The organism is Methanosarcina subterranea (assembly GCF_055385895.1).
This window is the reverse complement of record NZ_AP042426.1, coordinates 1,894,310-1,919,218: the sequence shown is the minus strand read 5'-3', so window position 1 is coordinate 1,919,218 and position 24,909 is coordinate 1,894,310. Positions and strand designations below refer to the sequence as shown.

Here is a 24,909-nt window from a genome sequence, read left to right as displayed (position 1 = left end):
GATTTTGTACAATTTTGGTTTTAAGGAGAGATACCTGATATATTTTGATCTTATTTCGTCTGATTTTGTTTCATCAGCCAAGAAGCCTGTAGAACCGGTTATACATTTATATTTATAACGAACTCTGTGCCTTTATTCCTTTTTAGCTCGATTTCACCATCTAACTGATCTACCAGAATGTTTACAAGCTGCAGACCAAGCGTGTCTGAATTTTTTAAATCAATTTTATCAGGAATGCCAGTTCCGTCATCTGAGACAATCAGTGTATAAACTGTACCGCCTGTACCTTTTCTGGTAGTTTCATCTCCACTATTACCCAATTCATTTTCAATATTCTCTTCTTCAACTTTTTCTTTTTTAACTCTTTCTTCTTTAAATAGTTTAATTTGAATTTCCCCTTTGTTCCTACCTGGAAATGCGTGTTTTAACGAATTGGAAACAAGTTCATTGACAATTATCCCTAATGGAACTGCAGTATCCATGTCAAAGAAGATATTTTCTTCAAGATCCATGTTTAAGGTAATGTCAACGTTTCCAAGTCTGTAAGTCCGAAAAAGGTTATCAACAAGCCTTTCAAGGTAAGGCGAGAAATTCACGGTATTGTCTCCCCCGCCTTCATGCAGCTCTTCATGGATAAGGGCAATAGACGTTACTCTATCCTGGCTTTCCCTGAAAGCATTGAGAACATCGGAGTCTTTAACACATTTTCTGTTGCTGAAATTTTCAGCCTGAAGATCCAGGAGAGAAGAGATAACTTGCAGATTATTCTTAATCCTGTGGTGAATTTCTTTTTTACGGGCTATCTCGAGATTTATTAGAGCTTTCTCAGCCTTTTTACGTTCAGTAATATCCTGGACTATTCCTTTTACTCGAACGGGGATATTTTTCTCACCAAAAATAACTTTGGCCTGCATATGGACTATGCGTTCTTCCCCGTTAGCCAGGGCAATCCTGTACTCAATACTGTAAGGTTTTCCATTTACGGCTTTCTTGGTGGAATTATCAAAATAATCTCGATCATCGGGATGTATATAACTTAAATATTCATTGTAAGGTGGTGCTCCTTTTTTGGGATCGCGTCCGAAAATACGATACATTTCCTCAGACCAGTATGCTTTATCAGCTGCAATGTCCCACTCCCAGTTCCCGATATGAGCCATTTTCTGGGCTTCAGCAAGACCTTTTTCGTTTTCTTTCAACAATTTATATGCTGTCTTAAGCTCTGCTGTTCGTTCTTCTACTAATTTAGCATGAAAGTACATGAGGATATCTTCCTCACATGCTCTCTTCATCCTCTTTTCGCGTTATTGCAAATATTTCACTAATTATTTTTATTCGTTCATCAACTGAGAATATCTCGGTCTCAACAATCTTTCTCTTTTGAATTTCCCTTTTTTTATATCCAATTTCATCTTCGTACATCTCATCATTCGTAATAAGATGCCATATTATCGTTGCAATTTTCCTTGCCAAGGCAATAATTGCCTTTGCATGTCCAATTGACTTCTTTTTCCTGTTAAAAAACTCTTTTAACTTACTGTTATTCTTTCTTGCCGCTGCTTGAGCAATCTGCGTCAGAATCCATCTTGCTCTCTTTGATCCTCTCTTTGTGATTCTTCCGTTGTGGTATTTATCTGCAGATTGATACACATTAGGAACCAGACCAAGCCAAGAAGCAAGCTTATCTCCAGAAGAAAAATCCTTGAAATTGCCTATTTCAGCAAGTAGAATTGCCGCACCAAGTTCTCCTATACCTGGAACTGACATTAAAATCTCCATTTCTCGCTTATGATTTCTATAAGCATAATTGAAAATTTCTTTTTCTAAAGCTTCGATCTCATCATCAAGACTTTTTATGAGTTTTAGACAGATCTGAAGTCTGAATGCAGCACTTTGAGAGATTTCTCGCTCAAGAATTTCTCTGATTTGATCACTTTTTTTACGAACATTTGGAGAAAGACTTGCGATAATCTGGTCAACAGTCTTACCTGAAGAGATTCCTGATAAGATCATTCTGCCATTCTTGCCGAAAATGTCTGTCAGCACATTCTTCAGGTTTAACATTTCAGATGCAAGAATTGAGTGAGCTTTATTTTTTAGATCTGTTCTTTTTTGTACAAGTGTTAACCGAAGTCGAACATATGATCTAAAATCTCTATGATCCTTTGGAAAAACTCTTGATGGCTGAATCATATTATTAAGTGCAAGTTGTGCAATGACTTCTGAATCAATCTTATCTGTTTTTTTATGTGTAAATACCTTCATATCTCGCGCATTTCCAACTATCACCGGTAGATGCTTTATCAAAGAATCATGGACAGGAACCCAAAAGTCACTTGTTGATTCACATGCAACAACATTACATTTTTCTGATATTACCCAATTTTTAAGGGCTAAAATTCCCTCATCATCTCTGTCGAAACGCTGCTGTTGTTTTTCACCAGATCTACTGAGAATTGTAGCAATGAAAAAGAGTTTGTGAATGTCTAAACCACAAGCTTTGTTTATGACTTCAATCATCAAATAATATCACCCAATTTATTTGGGCAGTGGAATTGCCTCAAAGGCCAATTTAGCATCCGTGATCAAAGTCACACTTGAGCCTTCGATGGCAATTCACTGATTAGTTTTCTGACGGTTTTGAAAAACCAAAATTAGGACAACCTTACTGCCCAAAGTAATAAGGAATTCAATAGCCAAAAAAGTGGGGTAAAGTACTTTCATTTAGTTGTGCATGTTATTCAAAGAATATCATGTGCGTTTTCTAAATTGTCAAGCGTTTCTTTCGACTTAGCTTCTGCTTCCTTTATATCCGTAATGTCCCGCGAGATAGCAAGAACAGAAGTCACTTCACAATCAACAAACTCAGGTACTATTCGCGTATTAAAATAGTATTCTTTTCTTTCAGGCGATTTATAATGAAATTCCATTGTTTCGGGTTTTCCTGTAGCAAAAACATTTTCATAGTGTTCCTCCCAGAATTTCACCTGTTGAGGGTCCATTCCCAGATCGCTATTCGTTTTCCCTATGATTTCTTCTGGAGACCTGCCATAAGGTTCCACAGCTGCAGGATTAGCATATATGTGGCGCTTTTGCCTGTCAAATCGGCTGATTATATCAGGGGAATTCTCAGCCAGCGTACGAAATTCATTTTCATTTCTAATAAGTGCTTCTTCAGCCCGCTTTCGATCTGTGATGTCCAAGAAGATAGCAGCAAATCGGCCTGGTCGTATCTGGTATGCTGAGACCTCATAATGACGCTTCTGTACGTCAGCGTAATAATCGAATTGCTCAGGTTTGCCAGTAAGGGCTACGCGACCATATGTCTTAATCCAGAATTTATCCAGACCCGGGTACATTCTAAGAGCCGTATTTCCAATAAACTGTTCCAGTGGAACCCCTGTCTGAGATTCAAGAGCCTGATTTGCTTCAACAATAAGGTAGTCAACTGGTTCTCCTGCCTCATTGGTTATGATATCGGCCACAAAGAAGGCTTCCCGCATGGATTCAAAAAGCCTGTGGTATTCTACTTCGCTCTCATAGAGAGTCTCTTCAGCCTGCCTGCGTCTGGAACTTTCTACCTGTTCCCATTTTCCTTCCCTTCTGGTTAAAGTGAATTGATGATTAACAATCACGTCAACGGTCTCAGCTGCACTATAAGCATCAAGACAGTATGGGCACTGAGCTATCATACGGCATTTTCCAGTAAGGGAGTCCACCTTTTTCTCATAATCAACAAAATTGTTCCAGTCTTCTTTATCCAGCCAGGAAGTATTCTCTGCTATTCTTAGCCCGTCATAGCCACTTGCCAGAGCATTATTGAGTTTTTTGATCCAGGTGTTTATGATTTTCTCCGAATCGAAAATACCATTTTTTAAGTACCAATCTATGTAAGGGATAAATTCAATTTGCCCCTTCTCAAGGTAAACATCAAAATCAGAAACAACCTTTTTTAGAGCTTCTTTTGCGTTTTCTACTTCTGAAGGTAGTGATGTTATCCAGATACAGAATTCGTTATTTTCCAGCCCTGCTTTGAAGTAGGGGACAAGTATATCTAACAAATCTTCTTTTGTCCGGAAAAATAGACAGAAGTGAGTTCCCCAGGGCAAATCTCCAATAATATCAATACCAGACTTCCTTAACTTTCCATTCATTCAGTATCCCCCAACTATTGAATGTGAGTTTGAAAGATTGCATTTTGATTGCCTGTTATTAACTTCACTAATAACTGTAGTTTTCTAATAACTTTAGTTTTTGAGACTATTGGTTTGAGTCGCGTAACTCTTCTGGAACCCTTGGCAAATTAAGCAAAATACATCCTTTGATATTTTAAAAATTAGAATCGACCTTTTTGTTAATTTAATGGTTTGCCATAAATAAAAATCAAAGACATATTAATATTTGTGCCCTCAAACCATTGCAAACTCAAGCCAGAAAGATTTCTTTACAAAAATTATGAAAAGAAGTCCTGAAAGCATAAAAAAGCCTCTAAAAAGCTTCAGATTTCAGATGAATGTTCACGATCTTGTAAGAACGTTCACGCTTTGGTAATATACTCATGCCTTACATCCGCCCGCGTAATTTTTGGCACTTTTCCCCACATCCCGATATATTCTCCCTGGATTACGAGTGCACCTTTTATTCCCGGCACTCCTTTTACAGCCTTGAAAGAAGCTTCTACTGATTCCGTCCCAATTCCCACCTCATTTCCAAGTGCTGTTGCAGCCGCATCTGCAAGAGAAACATCATCCGAAAATACTGCAGCTGCATCTGCCATCCCGAAGCTGATCGAAGGACCTACTGTCCCTGCTGAGGTGCAGATCCCTGTAATCGAGTCTCTTGGTTCGAAAATTAACCCCAGGTTTTTGATAGGTGACTGCCCTGCATAAATTCCGACAACAACAGGCCGATCGTTTATAAGTGCAATATCCCCGCCGTTATCAACTATAGCATATTTTGCTCCGGCTTTTACCATAGCTTCCACTGCAAGGGCAGAGATTGTGCCTGCAACCGCACTCATTGGCCCGATTCCCATTGTATTTCCTGCTTTTATCATCCTCCTGACGACCTCAGGGGCATTTTTCGGGCATTCGTAGGGTTCCAGGGTGAACTGAAAATAAGGGTCGGAAAGAATATAGGTCTCGAGAATTGCCCTTTGGGTACGGATCGTCTCTTTTGCGGCTTCTATATGAGACAAGTCGTAAGCTGCGAGAGTAACTATCGTTTCTTTAAGCTGGAAATGTTCTTTTATCGGGGTTCTGGCAGGTTTTTTAGTGGGTTCTCGCGTGGGTTCTGGCATGCTGTCCACTTAGGATTTATTGCTTAAAAAAGAAATGCTTTTCTGAGCGGACCTCCGGGCATTAAACCGGAATATGAAAATCGGCGGTTCTTGATTAATTGATTGAACTATTCCAGATCCGGGAGGAATTTTTGAGTTTTACTCTTCCTGTGCAGCGTGAGGATTTGGCAGGTCTGCCAGCAAGATAAAAAACAACTTGCAAGCCAGTAACGCAATTAAGAGAAACAATATATTGAAGAAATATCTTTAAAGCTGAGAGAATACTTTCTTTCATATCGAAAACCGGTTTTCAAATCAATCGTAAACATTCTCGCTTCCCCCAGCTTGTCTGGCAGCCCTCAAAAACAGAAAAGCAAAAGAAGCAGGAGTTATGGTTCTTCTTTTGTCACTTTTACATGTTAATTTCTTACAGGCGTCACCAGCCATTTTTATTTGTTGCCTTTTTCTCTTCTTCTGCTTTTTTGATCCCGTTGATATCACGCATGGCACCTTCACTGAAGAGGGGCTTGCCATTTTGATCATTGATGATTGTAAAGTGATCGGCAAACCAGCTATATTTGCCGTCCTTATGTTTGACCGGTAATCCAGGGTTCCGAAACCAACATCTATTGCATGGGGAAATCCCGCAATAAGGAGAGGGTGGTCTTCTGGATGGATGAGCCTGGAAGAATCACTGATAATGCCCATCTCGATTATCTCCTGGGCAGAGAAACCAGTAATCTTCTCTATCACCGGGCTCATGAAATCGAGTCTGTCGGTCTGAAGGTTCCGCCTGTACTCTACATCGAGTGAGTTTTTCGCTGCCCTCTTATCTCCAGTAATATGAGTATCAGAATTCCTTAACCTGTCGTTCATTCTATCACCAACTACAATTATGACTTTGAAAGGTTGCATTTGGTTGCGTGTTAATAACTGTGTTAATAATTATCTTCTAAAACTGTATTAATTATTTTACTAACTAATTGCACAATTCCAACTACAAACCTATTTCTGCTCGATACTCATAAAAAAATTATGTAAATTTAAAAAACGTTTCTTAAAAACCAGGCTCATTTGATAGAAACTCAAAAAAGAAAAAGAGAAGTGAAGGTACAAAAATTCTGGTCAAAAAAGAGATTTTTGGCGGCTTTTTCGAGTATGCCGCCTATTTTGGATTGTTTTAATTCAGTTTGAGCCCGGTCCAAGTTGTTTTCGGATCAAATATCCAGTTAGAACTGCAGTTTCTTCATTCTTTCTACAGCTTCTTTGATCCTTTCAACCGGCTTGGTGAGGGCAAACCTGATGTAGCCTTCGCCAGCGTCTCCGAAGCCGACACCGGGGGTTGCAACTATTCCTGCTTCTTCGAGCAGGAGTTTTGCAAAACTGATTGAAGTGAAACCTTTCGGGACAGGAGCCCAGATATAGAAAGTAGCTTTCGGGGGCTTTACCTCAAGTCCCATAGCAGTGAGCCCTTCGATAAGAGCATTCCTCCTCTCTTCATAGACTTTGTTTGTTTCGTCAACGCAGTCCTGGGGGGACGAGAGGGCTGCAATGCCTGCAATCTGGATCGCATCAAAAACGCCTGAATCCACATTTGATTTGACCTTCCCAAGTCCCTTTATGAGGGCTTTGTTTCCAACTGCAAACCCGAGTCTCCAGCCGGTCATGTTATAGGTTTTGGAATGGGAATAAAGTTCCATACCGATATCCATTGCCCCTTTCGCTGTAAGGAAAGAAGGAGCCTCGTACCCGTCATATGCCATCTGGCAGTAAGCATTGTCGTGCACGGCAATAATATTGTGTTTCTTGCAGAACTCAACGACCTTTTCAAAGAACTTCATGTCCGCGGTTGCAGCCGTCGGATTGTTGGGATAGTTGAAGAAGAAGATCTTTGCCTTTTTCAGGACATCTGCCGGGATTGAGTCCAGGTCAGGCAGGAAGTCGTTCTCAGCCTTCAGCGGCAGTGGATACGGCTCTCCACCCGCAAAAAGAGTCCCTATTTTATAAACAGGATATCCCGGCTCAGTATAAAGCACGACATCCCCGGGATTGACAAAAGCAAGCGGGATATGTGCCACAGCTTCTTTTGAACCTATAAGTGAGATTACCTCAGTTGCAGGGTCAAGCTCAATTCCCTTATATTTCTTACACCATTCAGCAGCAGCCTTCCGAAACTCCGGCATCCCGGCATAAGAAGGGTACTGGTGAGTCCTGGGGTCGCAGACAGCCTCGCGCATGGCCTCAACAATGTGCGGGTGGGTCGGAAGGTCAGGATCTCCCACTCCAAGGTCGATAACGTCCACTCCTTTTGCAATCATTTCGTCCTTAGCTTCATCAATCGCTGCAAAAAGATATGGGGGTAGTGCGTTTATGCGGTCAGAATACATTGGAAAAGTCACCTGAATATGATTATGGGTGTGTAAGTCTGCATAGTTACGGTGTTGGGAATATTAAAAGGTATGGGATAACAAAAAGATTAAAGGTATGGGATAACGAAAGGGAAAATAAATATTCAAAAGAACCAGATAGTATTGCTTTTCTAACACATAACCCAAACATTGGAAACTTTATTAAGAATGAATGCAAAGTTTCTTAATATGTCTAAGCCTAAAATTGTTATTTTAAGTTTTATTATTTCCGAATTATTTATTCTAATTATAGAACTAACATTTGGAGTTCCGCTTAACGTTTATTATTACATGGATTCTACTCTTATAAACACGACTAATGCTATGTTCCCATTCTTGCCAGTTGATGGTGCGTGGGCTGAGTCTACTGGAGATTTAATATCCATAGCAAACTTTCTTAGTATATTTTTATGGTTAATATCATCTCCTGCTCTTTTGATTGCAGTTGTGGTTTATTTTTTAGCACCTGATGACGAAATTCGATCCGGATCTGAGTCATATATCCTGCTTTCGGCAGGTAAACCTATAAATTAATATCATTAATTTTATATCTCTTTCTTGGTTATCCCATGGCAGAGAAAAACAGTAGTAGAAGAGTTGAATCCTCCTTAAAACGTACACGGTTCTTAGGTCACCTAGGTCTTATGGCTGGAGTTTTCCGAGAACTTGAAGTTGACAAACTGATCGATGAGAAACTTCCCAAAGAACGGAATCATAATGTTCCTCACTCAGTCTGCATCCTTGCCATGGTACTCAATGGTCTAGGTTTCATAGGGCAACGTCTGTACCTGTTTCCTGATTTTTTCAAAAACATTTCTACTGAAAGGCTTTTTGGAGACGGTATAACAAAAGAAGACCTGAATCAATATGCTATCGGAGAGACTCTTGACAAAATCGTAAAATATGGCCCTACAAAACTGTTTACGGAAATTACCCTTCACATTATGGCTCGTCTACCTATTCCTGGTCACTGTTTACACTCTGACACTACAAGTGTCAGCGTTTATGGTGATTATGAAGACGAAGAAACTGAGTCTATTGATATTACTTTTGGAATTCCCAAAAACGGAAGATGGGACCTCAAACAATTTGTACTGAGCTTGATTGTTAATCAGCATGGAATACCTCTTTTCATGAACACACATTCAGGAAATGCTTCCGACAAAAACACAATTCTGGATGCAATAACGTCTCTCAAATCAGTTTTAAGACCTGAAAGCAAAGTGTACTATGTCGCTGATAGTTCCTTTTACACAGACAATAATATCCAGAATATCGGAAAATCATTCTGGATCAGTCGTGTTCCTGCAACAATTTCCGAGGCAAAGGAACTGCTAACTGCAAATCTGAACCTGAAAACGCTAAAAAGTGATGAGAGGTACTCTTTTTATCAAACCTTTGTGGAATATGGCGGAGTCAAACAAAAGTGGGTTTTGCTGCTTTCTCACAAGATGAAGGAGAAGAAAGAGAAAACTCTCAGGACGAAACTTGACAAAGAGGTTGAAAAAGCAGAGAAGGCTTTTAAAAAGCTGAAAGGAGAGGACTTCTTCTGCGAAGAGGATGCATCAAAAGCTGCAGAGAAATGGATTAAAGAATTCCCTTCTATTGTTTTTGAAAAAGTTGATTTGAAATCCATTAAAAAACGTGAATCAGGTAAAAGAGGCAGACCTTCTAAAGATGAGGAATTAAAGACTTATTTCAGGATTGATGGAAGCATAAAGGTTAATGATGCTTTTGTTTTGAATGAAATGGAGAAAATGGGACTTTTCATTCTTGCGAGTAATGATATCACTCTTTCTCCGGGAGAGATGCTGAAGTATTACAAAGGACAGGACAATGTAGAAAAAGGATTCCGATTCTTGAAAAGTGATACATTTAGCATATCGAAAGTCTACCTAAAGAATAAAAGCAGAATTGAAGCACTGGCTATGACAATGGTTCTCTGCTTAATGATTTATTCAATTGCAGAATGGAAATTAAGGACAAAATTAGAGGAAGAAAATGAAACGGTTCCAGATCAAAAAGGAAAGCCAACAAAAAGACCTACGATGAGATGGATATTTGTCAATTTCCAGGGAATTACAGAACTTATTTCTCAGAAAGAAGGTGAAGTAAATTCAGAAATACTGAATATGGAGGATCTTCACTGGAAGATATTGGGTCTCATGGGAGAGAAATATGAAAATATCTATCTCTAATTACGTTAACCTGCCGAATGTAGGTTATATAGTAGGATGCATGCATTTTTCTTAGGGATCAAAACTATAGAAGGGATGATTTGATGATTATCAATGAAACTTTAAAAATCATTAAACAGCGCAGGAGTATCAGAAGTTTTGAAGATGAACAGATCCAGGAGGAAGAATTACAGGCAGTACTGGAAGCGGGGCTGTATGCTCCTAACGCCGGGGATCAGGCATGGCATTTTACAGTAATTCAAAACAAGAAATTGCTGGATAGACTGAATTTTGCAGCTAAAGAAGCCGCCAAGCAACTGGATATGGAACATTTAAGGGAACTGGCAAATAATGAGAAGTTCGACTGTTTGTACGGTGCACCGACACTGATTATAGTCTCTGGCAATGAGCATGCGCCCGTACCTCTCGAAGCAGATTGCGCCGCCGCTACTCAGAATTTGCTGCTTGCCGCAGAGTCAATCGGGCTGGGGACATGCTGGATTTTCTTTGTCCTGTTAGCCTTTTATTCACCACAGGGCTCCGAATTGCGAAAAGAACTGAAAATACCCGAGGGCTACAGGCCCTACTCTTCGGCTGTGCTCGGGTATAAGAAAGCTGCATTTGTCAATGTACCGGACAGGAAGCCTAACCTCATTACATACATCAGATAATTTTAACTGAAAAGAATAGCTCTCTTTGCTCTTGGAGGCATAAAGGACTATTCTATACTTATATCAAAATATTTTAAGAAATGATAGACTACCTGAAGAATGAAAGATGGACTGAAAATCAGAAATATCTGGCTTCAATAAAAAAGAATGGGAGAAATTTGTTAAAAAACCGCTTTAAGCAGTAAGTAAGCTGCTTAAAGCAGTAAACTAAATTGCGCTAAACAGTATAATAAACAGTATAATTACCGCATTTCCTGCATTTTGCAGTTTCCAGTTTCAGGTTTCAAGCACATCAACAGCCAGGTCGGCATTAATGATATAATCAAAGTTGATAACCTCGTCCCATTTCTGCTGCATAAACATCGATTGGAAACAGACTCCTATAATTTTTCTTTTCTCCGATCCTTCGAGGACTTTTCCCGCGATTTCTCTGGCTTTTTCGGAGCCTGCACCTATCTTCGGCATAGCAAGCCCACCGAGCAAGACAACAGCATCAGCATGGGCATCTGCAGGTTCTCCAAGCTGCATCCCTTCAGGAGTCATGGAGATTGACCTGGCTTTATCAAAATCCAGATTTGGGATAAAAACAAGTTTTTTGTCCCTGACCACAAAACCCAAAAGTTCGGCAAAAGGAGTACAGAAGCCCGGAGTTCCTACAAATGTAATTTTATCTACTCCGTCCATGAGACTCTTAAAGCTATTCAGGATGCCTCCTACTCCCTGTGAGGTATTTATTATCGGCATGATACTCTTCTCCATTAATCTCTAATAAAAATCCTGCTTTTTGACCACTTTATTTGTAGCATCATCTACTTTTACAATAAGATTGGAGACATTCCCATAAATAAGTTGAGTTTAGATCCAGAAGTATTTCAGGCTTTATTGTATCCAGCCGCAATTAGTTATCGGAAGTAACAATTACATTTGTTTTGTTAACTCTTCAAGGTTGAGTGTTTTTCACGCCCAAATTGTGCCTCGCCCGAGTTTCGCTGCCCGAGTTTCGCTGCCCGAGTTTCGCTGCCCGAGTTTCGCGTCGGGAGCACGAGGTCCTTTTCGCTACGCTCCGCTCAAGAGGACTAATTTATAGGTTATAGCAGTGAGTTGCACTCAAGAGAACTGAGTTATAATATCTCTGACCAGTACAGACTTATTCGTTGTATCAAGCCGTTTTTGTCACGCTCGACGAAGGAGAGCGGCCTTCCAAAAAGACAAAAAACGCACATGACATTCTTCGAATAACATGCCCAAAGAATGAAAGTCCTTTTCAAATCACAGTACTTTCATGCCAAAAGAAAAGAGGGAAAACAATAGCCAGAAAATAAAAGTGAAGTTAAAAGTTCATGGAAACGCAGAAAAACAAAAATGAATACTACTAAAAAATACTTTTACTAAGCCTATTTTTATCACTTTTTACTGCTTCTTACTGATTTTTACTGATTTTTAATGCTTTTTACTGATTTTTACTGATTTTTTTGAAGAGCCGCTAGGCAAGCTGGCGGAGGCGCCCTATGAAAGTTAGATTAAAAACGGTTTTCGGGATTAAGGGAAGTGTATCTCAAACCGAGCAGGCATTTTGGGTTCAGTTTCTCATAATAACAGTATGAACTCTCCTGTTATCTTTTTTCTTGCATGGCTGGCGAGCTGGCTTCAGTCCTCCAAGATTCAGGAAAGACCAAAAATAAGAAAAAAAGCAAAAAAGCAAAAAAGCAAAAGAGAAGGGCAGAAAAAACAAAAGGAAAAAATAAGAAAATGTAAAAGGAAAAATAAGAAAAGGCAAATGCCCTCTCAAACGTTCCTGATTCCGAAGGACTCAAGCAGGATGTCGGGATAGAGGCCTCCGCTTGAGATGGTTTTTGTGCTCTTGAGATCGTTTACGGTTACCCTGGCAGGAGCGAACATACCTGCGTCAACTTTGAAGAAATCAAAGTTTGCTGCCTTGAATGTCTGGTAGAAGGGCTTTCCGAAATCACCTGAGGTTGTTGAGGGAACTTTCTTTACGAAGTCTTCGAGTTCAGCCAGCTCGCCTTCAAAACGGACAGTATAATTGGTCTCACCGCAGTAGATTACACAGTCATTGGTTGAACCCATGCACTGGACGTCGTTCCCGACAATAGGGGCAATAGGGGCAATTCCGTACCCGCTCTTGATACAGTTGATATCAAAGCCTATGGATTCGAACTTGTGAATGCCTGTTTCTACAACGCGGGCCGAGATCTGGACAGAGCCTGCAATTGAAGCTGTAGGCGCAACCGCGATCATGACGTTTTCGGGGTCTACACTGCAATGTTTTGCAATATACTCGACAACTTTCTCATCAGGAATCTTGTCAGATTCCATGACAAGAACCGCAGCTTCGAAATCATCTTCGTAACCGATTTCCTCGTAGAGCTCTTTGGGTTTTAAGCCGAGTGCACGTGCAGGGCCCGAACCCATCCCGAAGTAACCTCCTACGGAGATTTTCCAGCCTGCGTACTGGGAAGCCATGCAGGCAATTACCGGGTTGTCAGTTGCTACCTGGATGGCAGGCCATTTGATGCCATTGAGGTCAAAGGTGCTGTATTTAAGGTCAGCAAGGTCAGCAAGGCAAAGTCTTGCCAGATACATTCCGGCTTCATATCCGCCTTCGGCTTTAACTCCACAGTCAATAATTGTGGCGCCATTTTCAAGCTTGATTACTTCCGTTTTCAGGTCTTCGCTCCAGTCGAGCATCTCTTCTATGACGTATGATCCCATTTCGTTGACGCTTATCAAAATATCACCTTTACTTATCGGTAAGAGGATTGTCTATCGAAGTTGTCTATCGAAGTTGTTTATCGAAATTATTTATCAAAATTGTTTATCGGAGTTATTGAAATCGTCTACAGGCCAGGATTTAGCTGTAAACCTATTATTGATCAGATGGCTGGCTACCAATCGAGTCGATTTCCCCGGCTGGAAGTTTGTCCTGCCAGATGAGTGTTACTGAATAAATAAGTACTGAATAACCAGGTCAACTAGTTCAGGTTTTTCCTTAATATTCTGGTTATTTCCGTAGTCTTCTGGTTGTTTCTGTAATCTGTTATCCGTATAAGGAAGAATCCAATATATAGATACTGTTATAATATTTTAATGAAATAATACTAGTTTGCTTAGATAATATCATTAATTAGATTATAAATATTCGGTCGTTTTTTCTGACCTCCCCATCAACGGCAAGCCCGATTTCATCCCCTTTTTCAGCTTTTTGCAGGCTGATGCCTTTTTTCATAAGAGAGCGGACCTGCTGTTTCAGATAGGTAGTGTTTCCTTCGACCAGGATCTCGTCTCCTACCACAAGCCCTTCTTCAAGCAGCCTTACCGCTGCAGCCTGTTGTTTGGGGTAATAATTTTCTACAACCCCTGCAGCCCTGCGCTTCTTTTCCGAGGCGTTCATGCCTTTTTCGGGAGAGAAGCCTTCCAGACCAGGAACTCCAAAGTAAAAACCAGTTGAAAAGCCCCTGTTATACACAGAAGCCAGTTCGGCTCTCCAAGCATCTGCTTTTTCACAGGTATAACTGCCTTCTTTGCAGGCATCAATTGCTTCCCTGTAGCAGCGGGAGACCGTCTCAAGATACCCGGGGTCACGCAGCCTGCCCTCTACCTTAAATGCGTCTATTCCGGCTTCAATAAGTTCCGGGACATGTCCTATCATGCATAAATCTTTTGCGCTGAGAAGGTATTTTCCCCCGCTTTCCATAACAAGCCCGTTTTCCCCGTGAAGCTCCCACTCCCAGCGGCAGGGCTGAGTACATTCTCCGCAGTTTCCGGATTTCCCGAGTGCATATGCCGATAGGTGGCACCTTCCTGAAACTGCCATACACATCGCTCCGTGAATAAAAGTTTCGACTTCTACTTCGGTCTGCTGCCTGATTTGCCGGATATCTCTTAACGAAAGTTCCCTTGAAAAAACGATACGCTCCGCCCCAAGAGTTCTATAGAATTCTGCAGTTTCGTGGTTTGTGATGTTTGCCTGAGTGGAGATGTGGACCCTGAGCCCGGCTTTACGAGCCTTAAGGATAACAGCCGGATCCCAGGCAATAATTGCGTCCACTCCGGCTCTTATAGCTGCAGATACCACATCCTCTACTTCGTCAAGCCTGGCTTCATCTACAGTCGAGTTTACAGCCAGATAAGCCTTTAGACCCCTTCCCCTGACTTCGGAGACAAAATCCTCCAGATTTCCAAGAGTTATCTCTTTTGCCTTTGCCCGCAGGCTGAGTTTATCAGTTGAAAAATAGACAGCATCGGCATACCTGTAACAGGCTTCAAGCCCTGCAAGATTCCTGATGCCAATGATGAGTTCCGGTCCTGGACTTTTACACATGAAAGAGGGAAATACCCGAACTTTAATTTAAAAATATCTTATTACATTTATTACTCTCTTGCTTTTATCAGTCTCATAAATAATAGTAAGAAATGTAAACTTTTGACAATTAGTAAAAGGATAACCGGGTTTACGGAAAACTATATATAAGTGTACTGCATTTTTCAAAATGGGGATGAAGTCAGATTCAAAAGAGAATGATTTCACGTATAGACTAAGAAAACAAGTAAAGACTGTGAATGTCTTGAACATGGGGGTACATAAAATGGAATACGAACTCGAAGAAGTCGAAAGAGACTATGTGGAATTCCGAAAGGAAATGGGAGAAGATTAAACTGAAATCAAATAAGTGCATTAAAAGGTGCGCAAAGATCACACATTAAAATTCAATCAATATTTTTTTCCTCTTTTTTAATTTTACAGAAAAAATTATTCTTAATTGGTAAATTAGTAAGAAATTAAAGCGGCTTTTAACTCTAAGGCGGGAAGTCCCTTTCCTCGGAGGGCGTAGCCCGACAGGTGGGGGATGAAAGCCGTCAACTTCATTATAATAGGTTTAACGGAATTTATATATCTCTTTAAACCATATAATATAGTATGTTAAAAGCCTATAAATACCGAATCTACCCAAATAAAAATCAAGAAGAACTAATAACTCTTCATTTTGGTGCATGTAGATTTGTCTATAATTGGGCTTTAGAACAGAAAATTAAAACTTATCAACAAAATAATAAATCAATATCAAGGTTTGACTTACAAAGGATTTTAGTTCATGAAGTCAAACCTTCTAATGAATGGTTGAAAAAAGCTAATTCTCAGGCTCTACTTGTCTCTTTGGTAAATGTAGAATCAGCATTTACAAAATTCTTTAGAGAAAAATCTGGATTTCCCAATTTCAAATCTAAGAAAAATCCAGTACAGTCTTATCAAATACCACAACATTATACAGTAGATTTTGATAGAAATGTAATTAAGCTCCCTAAATTGGGTGAAGTTGAAGCAGTTCTTCATAGAAGATTTGAAGGGGAAATGAAAACTGCAACTATTTCAAGATCAAATACTGGAAAGTTCTTCATATCTATTCTTGTAGATGACGGAGAAGAACCCCCTGAAAAACAAGAAATATCAGAATCAAGTACCATAGGAATTGATGTAGGTATTAAGGATTTTGCAGTTCTTTCCAATGGAGAAAAAATAGAGAATCCGAAATACCTGAAAAACTCATTTCAAAGGCTTAAAGTTCTTCAAAAAAGAGTGTCAAGAAAACAGAAAGGCTCTAAAAATAGAAATAAAGCAAGACATCATCTTGCCAAAATTCATGAGATTATTACTAGCCAGAGAACTAATTTCCAACATCAACTCTCTTTTAGATTAATAAGCGAGAACCAAGCTATAGCGTTGGAAACTCTGAATGTAAAAGGAATGCAAAAGAACCACTGTCTAGCTCAATCAATATCTGATGCTGGATGGTCAAGCTTTATTACAAAACTAATGTATAAAGCTGAGTGGTACGGAAAAATAGTTTTGAGGATAGGGACGTTTGAACCATCTAGTAAGATATGTAATGTTTGCGGTTATTATAATAAAGAATTAATTTTAGAAGTGAGAGAATGGGAATGTCCTGATTGTAAAACAAAACATGACAGAGATATAAACGCCGCTATCAATATCAAAAAATTCTCTCTTCAAGATCAAAATCTAATAGTTATCTGACACCTACGGAACGTAGGGGATGGGCTTGTGGACTTGTGAACAGTAGTTCGAGGAATGAAGCAAGAAGCCCCTTCCTCGCAAATCATCAGATTTGCAGGTGGGGGTAGTTCACGTTTAATAAAAAGTACACAGCATATTTAACTATATTTTATCCTGTAAAACCTGAACTCAAGAGCTTTGCTTTTTGTCCCTTATCAGCATGCTGGTACTGTAATGTCCCTATTACCTTAAAACCAGGCGATATTCCCTATTAATATTTTTTGAATAATTGATATTGGTTAATATTGGCTGATATTGGCTGGTATTGGTTGAATTGGCTGATATTGGCTGGTATTGGTTGAATTAGCTGATATTGGCTGATATTGGTTAATATTGGCTGATTGGAATTAATGAGATAATAAGTCCCGGAATAATATCATTTTTAGGCAGCAGTAAATGACTTACATTTAGCAATAATTATATATTTGAGCTTTATTTCTACACTTAAAGCAAAAGCTTGAAACCGTTAGCTAAAATTCGAATTAGCTTAGATAACATTATGAAATAAATTTCTGGGACTATTTAAAAAACGTGTAGGAATCGGTAGAATGAACAATAAAATAATTGTGTTTGACTTCTTAAGAGCGTTAGCAATAATTATGATTATTCCAGCTCATTTGAGTAGTTATTTATTTTCTTCTTATGGTAAGCTAGCACTCTATGCGTTTGACCCTTACTTTGCAAACATGGGTTTGGGCCTCTTTATATTCATGAGCGGATACCTTATATATTACAATAATCACTCAATAAACTCGTTTCAAGATGTATTTGGATTCTATAGAAAAAGACTTCTGAGGATCTATCCTCTTTACTGGGCTGCACTCGCCACATTTATACTGGTATTTTCTGTATCTGCTCCGCGATTAAACTCAGGCTTTGTATTTCCTAATTCGGAGAATGTGTTTGGTTTTTATAATGTACTTGTACATGGACTTGGGCTGCAAATCCTGCTTTCTCCAGCTTATGCTTCCCCTATGCTAACACTGTATTTTGTGGGTTTAATTATCAGTTTCTATGCAATATACCCGCTTCTGATTATGTTTTCAAAGACTACAAAACACCTTTTGCTTTATTCCTTGATTATATATTTCGGATTCTTTTTGATCTCAAAAGCTTTCAATATTATTGACCACCGATTTTTCATGTTTTTCCTTATATTCGTTTTTGGAATCCTTACCTGCAAGGAGAGCCAGTTTGGAAAAGCCGTAAAGATACACGTGAAAACGCCTCTTGTTCAGGTCCTGCTGGCAGTTCTTCCGGTTATCTTCGTACTGACAATCGTTACGGGATTGTGGGAATCTCTGCTTCTGGACCCAAGAGTTTCGGTAACAATTGATACAGGTACCGGCACAATAGCTTCTTCCATGGTAAGATCTATGCTGGACAGTATAGCAGGCTTACTGAGTATTAACCCACCTTTACTACAGTTCCTCATTGACACACTACTTTTAAATATTTTCATAGTTCTGTTCTGTGTTTTTGAGTATTTATTTGCGATGAAGTTTATTAACGATAAATTCTCAAGCTCTTTAAGCTCATTCTTTACTTACATTGCTACATCTTCATACTGTGTTTACTTATTCCACAGACCGTTTTTTAACCTGTGGAACTCGGGAACAAACTTTATAGGTTCTTCAATTTTGCGCGATATCACTATGGTGTTTGTAGCTATCCCCCTATTGTTTTTTGTATCATATCACGTTCAAAAACTGGAACTAAATTTAAAAGATAATTTCTCAAATAGACAATTCCCTGGAAAAAACTTGCTTTATACGAGATTTATCACAGGTTTCAATAAATAAAAATAATAAGAAGCTAAAGTTATAAAATGCAAGAATTTTTTTGATATGATAAAAACACTTATAATTGTAAAAGTGTGATATAATAGTAAAGGTGATAAATTTGTTATCCACAATACCAGTAGACCTTAAAAACGTATCAGAAAACGATATAGACAAGGAAATCCTCAGAGCAGGAATTATTGCAGAGCTTGATGCTATAAATCTCTATGAGCAGATGGCAAGCCTGGCCAGGAATGAGGATATAAGAAAGATTCTTCTGGATATTGCAAAAGAAGAAAAAACACATGTCGGAGAGTTTCAGGCACTCCTCCTCAGGTTTGACCCCCAGCAAAAAGAGGAACTGGAAGCCGGAGCTGAAGAAGTAGAAGAAGAGTTATCCAAATAAATTTATCTGATTTTGGGCTTTCCAGAATTCTTCTGGAAAATCCAGCTTTCAAATATTTTACTAACATAATCTTTTTAACTTTTTAGCTATTTGACCTTTTACTGCGCTCTCTGAACAAATTATTGATGGAAATTAAAAAGAAATAAAGTAGACTGAAAAAGAATCAAACACTAAATTAGAAGTCGTTTTTTTCGTGTAACTCCCAAGCTCTTCAGGGTCAGCAAAATAAAGCCTCTTTCTGTCAGGACAGTACATTTGAAGCTCAAGTTGAATCCTCTCTATAAGATCCTTGCAGCAGGCCTCCGTAACTCCGTAATTTTCCTCCAGGACCCCTATCAGGATTTCCACCTCAATCCCGTCATAGATAATTTTTTGCAGGCTGTGTAAAATATTCCTGACCAGCTCTTCTTCAGTTAAAGAATCCTGCACCTTGATATTTTCAATCACATATTTGCAAGCCTGCTTCTCCCCTTCAAAAAGAAGGTGTTCCAGAGCGGACAGCCTGATATCATGGTACACTTTGTTGCCACAAACCGGACAATGTGTTTTTATGAACATTACTAACCCCAAATCCGGAAAATAAAACCATCTTTGATTATATAAGAAATGAGCAAGCGTGCTGAAAGTAAATAAAACCTCAATAAAGAATCAATTTCGATATTGAGAGTAATGGTGGTGATTATAGATCTGTCAGTTAACTGAAAAATGCATCTATGTAAATAAACTTGCGCCCCCCCCCAACTTTGTGAGAAAATTTTAAATATTATAAAATTAATTAAGAATTAACAAGTTATATAAAACTTGGAAAAACAAAAAAACGGAAAAACGGAAAAACGGAAAAACGGAAAAACGGAATTTCCAGAATTATACATACATAATCAGATTCTAAAAAGTAGTATCTTAAACCTGTATTTACAGGCATAGAATAAAATTATAATGCTTTAATAGAGCTCACATGTAGTTCATTAATTTAATTGAAAGTATTTTATGCTTTATTCAAAGAAAACTCTTCTGAGATTCTCCTCTTTAATTCCTTTCTCTTTTTCCGATTCGTGGGAATTTCTACTTATATTCTCCAATCCCTTATATAAAAGAACGCCCAGGGTATCTTCAGGACTGAGATTTAATTTTTCAGATATTCTGGTAAGAATTTGAACATTCTTTTTTGATAAGAAAACAGGTTCTACTTCTTCTTTACCCCAGTGTAAAAGCACGACTTTTTCGATATCCATTCTTTTGATCTGCTTGACGCAAAACTCTATTCCGTGGCTTCGGCTGCTGAATATTTTTTCATCACATAATCCGTCAAGCCATGATGCAAGATCATCATCCATTGAGATAGTGAACCGTTCTTTCATCACTAAATCATACCGTTGATTATAATATAAACAATTGTATGAAATTAGAACCGATAATAAACTATTTATGAGAATAGTTAATACCATGATATGATTAATTCACCAGTGATATAGAAATGTACAGGAAAAATAGAGTAAAAATACAGAAAAAGAAAGACTGTAAAAAGGAGGGAAAATACTGAATAAGAAGACAAATACAATAGCAGGGCGCTGCGCCACAATTTCCCGAATGGCTGCAAGACGTATGAAAAGCATAGTTCTCCTGTTAGCTCCTCTTTTTTTAATGAACCACGAGGCAGAAAAAGCAGAAATGAATGCTGAACCCTGGAAAGAGGCAGCTTTTTTCTGGAGAGATGAGCCCGAAAGCAGATATTCGGCAAAGAACCTGCAGACCGAGGATAATGACTACCGTTTACTCGTACAGAACATCGAGGGCCTTATAGGACTCAGGGTAGATGAGAACTTTATGCCGGTATTCATTGATGGAGCTGTAGAATATGTAACCGGGTACAGCAAAGAGGATTTTCTATCGTGTAAGATGAGATGGATAGAAATAGTCGTATCTGAAGACCAATCTCTTGTTTTTGAAAATCTGGAAAAAGCTATGTATAACCCGGCTGTTTCTACTGAATTTGAGTATCGAATACGAAACCGGGATGGGGAAATAAAGTGGGTCAGGCAGCTTATCCAGAAAACTCCCGCAGTTTCCGGAAAACCGGGAGAGATACAGGGATTTGTTCGCGACATCACCAGACATAAACTGGCAGAAATTTCCCTGGAAAAAATTGAACACGCACGTATAAACGAAATTAACCACAGGATAAAGAATAATCTTCAGGTGATCTCATCCCTGCTCAGTCTCGAAGCCGAAAGGTCTACTGATTCAGGAACCCTTGAAGCCCTCAGGGAAAGCCAGAACCGTATAGCCTCGATGTCCCTGATCCATCAGGAACTCTACATAGGAGAAACAGACACAATCGATTTTGCAGACTATCTTCGAAAACTTACTGCAGGTCTTTTCAGTTCATACAGAGTTGGGAATGAAAAAATCAATCTGAAACTGGACCTCAACCAGGTTTATGTGAAAACAAATACTGCAGTACCTCTTGGTATTATTGTCAACGAACTGATTTCAAACGCCCTGAAGTACGCTTTTCCGGCTGGAAAAGAAGGAGAAATCCTCATAAGTCTTTCCCGGATGAAAAATTACGAAAAAGAACACAAAAAACCTGAAGATTCAGGTACAGCAACAGGCCACCTAAACGAAAAGAACTTGCCATTTATGCTGACCGTAGAAGACAACGGCCAGGGAATCCCGGAATGGGTGGATTTTCGAAACACAGATTCTCTGGGCCTGCAGCTTGTAAATATTTTTGTTGAGCAGATAGAAGGTTCTATTGAACTTAAAAGAGACAGAGGGACAAAATTCAGTATCCGTTTCCGAACGCTGGAAAAGTGAGACTAGAGCTTGCCGGGGTGTAAATTTTCAGTCTCCCGATGTAAATATATTATCTCAGATTATGGCATGTGGCAACTGTGGGGGATAAAATGTTAGTACAGAACTGATCCCAATAATCGAAATTACTTCTCTAAATCTCGAATGTGGAATATCAATCGAGCTTCCGGTCACGATAATTCCGGTCACGATAATAGTTCAGAAACTTTTCCATGCGTCTTCGGGTTAAGTGAGGAATCATGATAGATTGTATCCATTCACGGGATAAATGTCCAAAATTTAAAAGGTGTTTGAACTGGAACAGGATATCGATTTCAGGTAAATATGTTAAAATTTGAGGCCAATTTCTGTTATAAAATCGATAGCATAAAGGTGATAAAATATCTTAACCGATGACCAATGAATTACATTCAAGTTCAATGACTTATATACATTACAAACTCTAATTATTATTGATTATATTTAACTAGTGCATCGATTCCTAATTAACGCCATTTTAGACTGTGATTCCACCAGGCATTTCATCCATTTCTTCCATTTTATATCTCCACGTAAATATAACTTGTTTTTCGTTAATCTGGTTTATATATTGACTAATTCTTTCTTTTAATTCATTCATTGAGTCTACTCTTATTCCTCTCAACACGCTCCTTACCATTTTACTGAAAAAACTTTCGATGATATTCAGCCACGAGGCATGTTTGGGTGTGAAAACAAATTCAAATTTATCAGGAACCGTTGCCAGGTATTCCCGAGTTTCTTCTGATGTATGAACTTTTAGATTATCCAGTATAATTATGATTTTTTCTTCTAAGTATGTTGACTCAAGTCCTTTGAGATATTCAACGAATTCGCAGCTTCTATGCTGCTCAAATACTTTATAATAAATTATCCCAGATATCAAGTCAATTCCAGCTAATATTGAAAGAGTCCCATGTCTTTTATACTCATAATCTCTTGCTATTGTAGAATAATGCCCTTCTACTGGCATAAGATCTGGATAAACATTTCCAATTGCCTGAATACCTGGTTTTTCATCGTAAGAAATAATCACTGTTTTAATTTCTTCGTTTTTCTTTTTTTTCACTTAGTCTTTTAGACTCTCTATATGTATCCAGGACATTGGCTGCTTTTTGATCAAAATCGGGATCAACTTTAGCAATGTAATAGCTAATCTTATGTGGTTTTATTTTGCTTGCATTGAGAATCTTTGAAATTGTTCCCTGATTTATCGAAGATAAATCAGGATGTTTCTCTTTGATACAATTCTCCCTGATATATTCAACAAGGAGCCTCTGAGTCCATATTTCATGAGGATAACCAAGATCTTTTGGTTTCATACAAGCAAGTGAGACCACCCAAGCTCGTGATTCAGCATTAATATCTTGAGGTCTTCCACTTCTTGATTTGTCTACCAAGCCTTCTTTAACTCCAAGATCCAAAACTCTTTTTATCCATAGTCTTACAGTTTTGTAATCTACTTTTAACTCTCTGGAGATCTCAGTATCGTTTTTTCCCTGATAGCTTAAAAGTACAATCCTGGATCTTTCAACAATGCTTGCAGTTTGATTTCTGGAACGACTTAACTTGGTCAGATAGTCTAACTCTTGTTGAGTAAATGATAATTTGGGACGAAGACTTATGCGAGGCATAAGTACATTTATAGTCTTACTAATATAATGATTTATGCATATAATTCAGAATCGAAGCACTAGGCTAAACATTAAGCGTGTAGTGGGCGGACATATGGCGGCAACTGCTAAAGAAGGTACGCAAAAAGCTGAAGATGGCGAACAAGAACTTAATTTTATTGAGGAATGTAATTTTTTTACCAAGGCATTTGCTCTAGCCCATTTGGGGGTATTCGGGGCAATAATTCTCGGAATGCTATTTTCAGTCGGTATGGTAATAGTGACATTAGTTGGATTGGCTATTGCAACGAAACTAATAATGCTAATATTGGGTATTTAAATCATTTAGCTATAAGCAATGTAATCTGATATGGTTATAAGTATTAAGAAAATGTTGCAACTCGTCGAGAAAATATTTAGAAAGAAACGAACGGAAAAGACTATTTTTTGAGACCTGAAAAGGATGAGACGCTGAGGGGGAGATTCGAACTCCCGTAGCGCGTGAGCACTACCGGTTTTCAAGACCGGCGCCGTAGTCCGCTGGGCTACCTCAGCATGTTGAAAGAATAGATTTTTTTTGGCTTTCCGGGTAGACCCTGACAAGTCGCCCTGATATTCCGGGGAGCGTATACAGAGAACCTGATTATTATATATAAAATTTGCGAAGAGAAAGGACTCTTCGCTATTTTGTAAAGTACAGATAGATTTATTCCTGGGATTCTGAAGGCTCTTCTTTAACTTCGGTTTCAGCTTCAGTCTCGACTTCAAGTTCTGCAGGTGCAGGTACTTCGGCTTCAGACTCAGCTGTTAGTTTTTCAATAAACTGAACTTCTTTGAGACCGGCATACTTGAAGAGTTCGGATGCAACCCTGTTCTTAGCCATGAGCCAGCGCTGGTTAAAGGTCAGACCTGTAGACACATTGATCTTTGCGATACCATCAGCGATTTCGACTTCCGTGTCGCGCATGCCAGTGTATAGGGCAAGGAGACCCTGGATTTTTTCAACGTCGTCTTCAAGGACCTTTTCAATGGTGTACTCGTAGGTAACGGTCTTGCCTGCAAGTGGGCTGTTAAAGTCTACAGTGACCCTGCGGCCGATAACCCTGCTGACAATTCCTCTCCTGCCGTCCAGTTCAACAGGCAGGCCAGGGTGAACATTTCTGTCCTGGAACTTTGTTATGGAAACGGTTTCTATGAGCTTGGGGTTACTCGGACCGAATGCCTTTTCCGGAGGGATTGAGACTGTGCCGGAATAGCCAGCTTCCTTTCCTTCAAGATCCTCATCAAGGCCCTCAATGGTGTGCCCTGCCCCGACAATAACGACGTCTCCGCCGTAAAGACCGCGGGGGTTAAAGATCTCTTCTTTTTTGGCAAGCTCTTCGTCTGTTGTGTCGAAAGTCCTGCCGTCCTCAAACTTACCTGTATAGCTTAACTTTATAAAATCGCCTTTCTGGATTGCCATAATTCTCAACTCTTATATTAAATTAATTAAACTTGATAGGTAAGGAAATTCATCCTTAATCAGTTAATTCCTGAACTTTCAGAGTAAACGCGTTTCACGCTATAGAACTCTGGCTTTAATAAGCTTTTTGGGAATAAACAGGGTTATCTGAAACCTCACTGGTCATTGTAAAAATTATAACTTACTG

At 39.0% G+C, this 24,909-nt stretch carries 21 protein-coding genes, 1 tRNA gene and 2 pseudogenes; 10 read left to right on the top strand and 14 right to left on the bottom strand.

Annotation, left to right across the window (positions count from 1 at the left end):
- Nucleotides 1–98: 98 nt before the first annotated feature.
- The 6 genes and pseudogenes from ACZ5A8_RS08495 to ACZ5A8_RS08470 all read right to left on the bottom strand — a co-directional run.
- Nucleotides 99–1,247, bottom strand: a pseudogene (locus ACZ5A8_RS08495) (sensor histidine kinase); the annotation flags it as partial.
- A 28-nt stretch (nt 1,248–1,275) separates the two neighbouring features.
- Nucleotides 1,276–2,520: an IS110 family RNA-guided transposase gene (locus ACZ5A8_RS08490; protein ID WP_464530417.1), complete on the bottom strand. Its 1,245-nt coding sequence runs from the start codon at nt 2,518–2,520 to the stop codon at nt 1,276–1,278.
- A 221-nt stretch (nt 2,521–2,741) separates the two neighbouring features.
- The gene (locus ACZ5A8_RS08485; RefSeq protein ID WP_464533335.1) at nt 2,742–4,154 is read right to left on the bottom strand and encodes an MEDS domain-containing protein; all 1,413 of its coding nucleotides are present in this window, start codon (nt 4,152–4,154) and stop codon (nt 2,742–2,744) included.
- Nucleotides 4,155–4,537: 383 nt separating this feature from the next.
- On the bottom strand, nt 4,538–5,299 hold the full coding sequence (locus ACZ5A8_RS08480) for a UPF0280 family protein (RefSeq protein WP_464534069.1): 762 nt from the start codon (nt 5,297–5,299) through the stop codon (nt 4,538–4,540).
- Between the two features lie 294 nt (nt 5,300–5,593).
- The gene (locus ACZ5A8_RS08475) at nt 5,594–6,193 is read right to left on the bottom strand and encodes a PAS domain-containing protein (protein WP_464533334.1); all 600 of its coding nucleotides are present in this window, start codon (nt 6,191–6,193) and stop codon (nt 5,594–5,596) included.
- A gap of 314 nt (nt 6,194–6,507) precedes the next feature.
- The gene (locus ACZ5A8_RS08470) at nt 6,508–7,665 is read right to left on the bottom strand and encodes an LL-diaminopimelate aminotransferase (protein ID WP_464533333.1); all 1,158 of its coding nucleotides are present in this window, start codon (nt 7,663–7,665) and stop codon (nt 6,508–6,510) included.
- Here ACZ5A8_RS08470 and ACZ5A8_RS08465 point away from each other — a divergent pair.
- The 4 genes from ACZ5A8_RS08465 to ACZ5A8_RS08450 all read left to right on the top strand — a co-directional run bounded on the left by ACZ5A8_RS08465 (nt 7,665) and on the right by ACZ5A8_RS08450 (nt 10,534).
- The gene (locus tag ACZ5A8_RS08465) at nt 7,665–7,874 is read left to right on the top strand and encodes a hypothetical protein (protein ID WP_464533331.1); all 210 of its coding nucleotides are present in this window, start codon (nt 7,665–7,667) and stop codon (nt 7,872–7,874) included. The two genes, ACZ5A8_RS08470 and ACZ5A8_RS08465, sit on opposite strands and share 1 nt — an antisense overlap.
- 1 nt (nt 7,875) lies before the next feature.
- A complete protein-coding gene (locus tag ACZ5A8_RS08460) occupies nt 7,876–8,220 on the top strand; it encodes a hypothetical protein (RefSeq protein ID WP_464533330.1) in 345 nt (114 codons plus the stop codon).
- 35 nt (nt 8,221–8,255) lie between these two features.
- Nucleotides 8,256–9,884 carry an IS1634 family transposase gene (locus ACZ5A8_RS08455; protein ID WP_464531247.1) on the top strand — a complete coding sequence of 543 codons (1,629 nt, stop codon included), beginning with the start codon at nt 8,256–8,258 and terminating at the stop codon, nt 9,882–9,884.
- An 83-nt stretch (nt 9,885–9,967) separates the two neighbouring features.
- Nucleotides 9,968–10,534, top strand: a complete 567-nt coding sequence (locus tag ACZ5A8_RS08450; RefSeq protein WP_464533329.1) for a nitroreductase family protein — start codon at nt 9,968–9,970, stop codon at nt 10,532–10,534.
- Between the two features lie 276 nt (nt 10,535–10,810).
- Here the strand turns inward: ACZ5A8_RS08450 and ACZ5A8_RS08445 are convergent, their stop codons facing one another.
- The 3 genes from ACZ5A8_RS08445 to ACZ5A8_RS08435 all read right to left on the bottom strand — a co-directional run bounded on the left by ACZ5A8_RS08445 (nt 10,811) and on the right by ACZ5A8_RS08435 (nt 14,876).
- Nucleotides 10,811–11,278 carry a DUF2124 family protein gene (locus tag ACZ5A8_RS08445; protein ID WP_464533328.1) on the bottom strand — a complete coding sequence of 156 codons (468 nt, stop codon included), beginning with the start codon at nt 11,276–11,278 and terminating at the stop codon, nt 10,811–10,813.
- A gap of 1,041 nt (nt 11,279–12,319) precedes the next feature.
- On the bottom strand, nt 12,320–13,285 hold the full coding sequence (mch, locus tag ACZ5A8_RS08440) for a methenyltetrahydromethanopterin cyclohydrolase (protein WP_464533326.1): 966 nt from the start codon (nt 13,283–13,285) through the stop codon (nt 12,320–12,322).
- Between the two features lie 394 nt (nt 13,286–13,679).
- On the bottom strand, nt 13,680–14,876 hold the full coding sequence (locus ACZ5A8_RS08435; RefSeq protein ID WP_464533325.1) for a peptidase U32 family protein: 1,197 nt from the start codon (nt 14,874–14,876) through the stop codon (nt 13,680–13,682).
- A 169-nt stretch (nt 14,877–15,045) separates the two neighbouring features.
- On the opposite strand from ACZ5A8_RS08435, the gene ACZ5A8_RS08430 reads away from it, so the two are divergent.
- From ACZ5A8_RS08430 to ACZ5A8_RS08415, 4 genes are all read left to right on the top strand, one after another.
- Nucleotides 15,046–15,210: a hypothetical protein gene (locus ACZ5A8_RS08430; RefSeq protein WP_464533324.1), complete on the top strand. Its 165-nt coding sequence runs from the start codon at nt 15,046–15,048 to the stop codon at nt 15,208–15,210.
- Between the two features lie 263 nt (nt 15,211–15,473).
- The gene (tnpB, locus tag ACZ5A8_RS08425; RefSeq protein WP_464533323.1) at nt 15,474–16,589 is read left to right on the top strand and encodes an IS200/IS605 family element RNA-guided endonuclease TnpB; all 1,116 of its coding nucleotides are present in this window, start codon (nt 15,474–15,476) and stop codon (nt 16,587–16,589) included.
- A gap of 587 nt (nt 16,590–17,176) precedes the next feature.
- Entirely contained in the window at nt 17,177–18,430 is a 1,254-nt protein-coding gene (locus tag ACZ5A8_RS08420) for an acyltransferase family protein (RefSeq protein ID WP_464533321.1), read from the top strand.
- Between the two features lie 100 nt (nt 18,431–18,530).
- Nucleotides 18,531–18,815 carry a ferritin family protein gene (locus ACZ5A8_RS08415; RefSeq protein ID WP_229390735.1) on the top strand — a complete coding sequence of 95 codons (285 nt, stop codon included), beginning with the start codon at nt 18,531–18,533 and terminating at the stop codon, nt 18,813–18,815.
- Nucleotides 18,816–18,947: 132 nt separating this feature from the next.
- Here ACZ5A8_RS08415 and ACZ5A8_RS08410 read toward each other — a convergent pair whose 3' ends face one another.
- Both ACZ5A8_RS08410 and ACZ5A8_RS08405 read right to left on the bottom strand, forming a co-directional pair.
- Nucleotides 18,948–19,373: a hypothetical protein gene (locus ACZ5A8_RS08410; RefSeq protein WP_464533320.1), complete on the bottom strand. Its 426-nt coding sequence runs from the start codon at nt 19,371–19,373 to the stop codon at nt 18,948–18,950.
- Between the two features lie 434 nt (nt 19,374–19,807).
- Nucleotides 19,808–20,149: a ribbon-helix-helix domain-containing protein gene (locus tag ACZ5A8_RS08405; protein WP_464533318.1), complete on the bottom strand. Its 342-nt coding sequence runs from the start codon at nt 20,147–20,149 to the stop codon at nt 19,808–19,810.
- 307 nt (nt 20,150–20,456) lie between these two features.
- Here ACZ5A8_RS08405 and ACZ5A8_RS08400 point away from each other — a divergent pair, with 307 nt between their 5' ends.
- Nucleotides 20,457–21,632: a sensor histidine kinase gene (locus tag ACZ5A8_RS08400; protein WP_464533317.1), complete on the top strand. Its 1,176-nt coding sequence runs from the start codon at nt 20,457–20,459 to the stop codon at nt 21,630–21,632.
- Between the two features lie 493 nt (nt 21,633–22,125).
- Here ACZ5A8_RS08400 and ACZ5A8_RS08395 read toward each other — a convergent pair.
- Nucleotides 22,126–23,281, bottom strand: a pseudogene (locus ACZ5A8_RS08395) (IS630 family transposase).
- A 94-nt stretch (nt 23,282–23,375) separates the two neighbouring features.
- On the opposite strand from ACZ5A8_RS08395, the gene ACZ5A8_RS08390 reads away from it, so the two are divergent.
- On the top strand, nt 23,376–23,600 hold the full coding sequence (locus tag ACZ5A8_RS08390) for a hypothetical protein (protein WP_464533315.1): 225 nt from the start codon (nt 23,376–23,378) through the stop codon (nt 23,598–23,600).
- Between the two features lie 129 nt (nt 23,601–23,729).
- On the opposite strand, the gene ACZ5A8_RS08385 is transcribed toward ACZ5A8_RS08390, so the two are convergent.
- A tRNA-Ser gene (locus ACZ5A8_RS08385) sits at nt 23,730–23,815 on the bottom strand.
- A 151-nt stretch (nt 23,816–23,966) separates the two neighbouring features.
- On the bottom strand, nt 23,967–24,722 hold the full coding sequence (locus ACZ5A8_RS08380; protein WP_464533314.1) for an FKBP-type peptidyl-prolyl cis-trans isomerase: 756 nt from the start codon (nt 24,720–24,722) through the stop codon (nt 23,967–23,969).
- Nucleotides 24,723–24,909 lie beyond the last annotated feature (187 nt).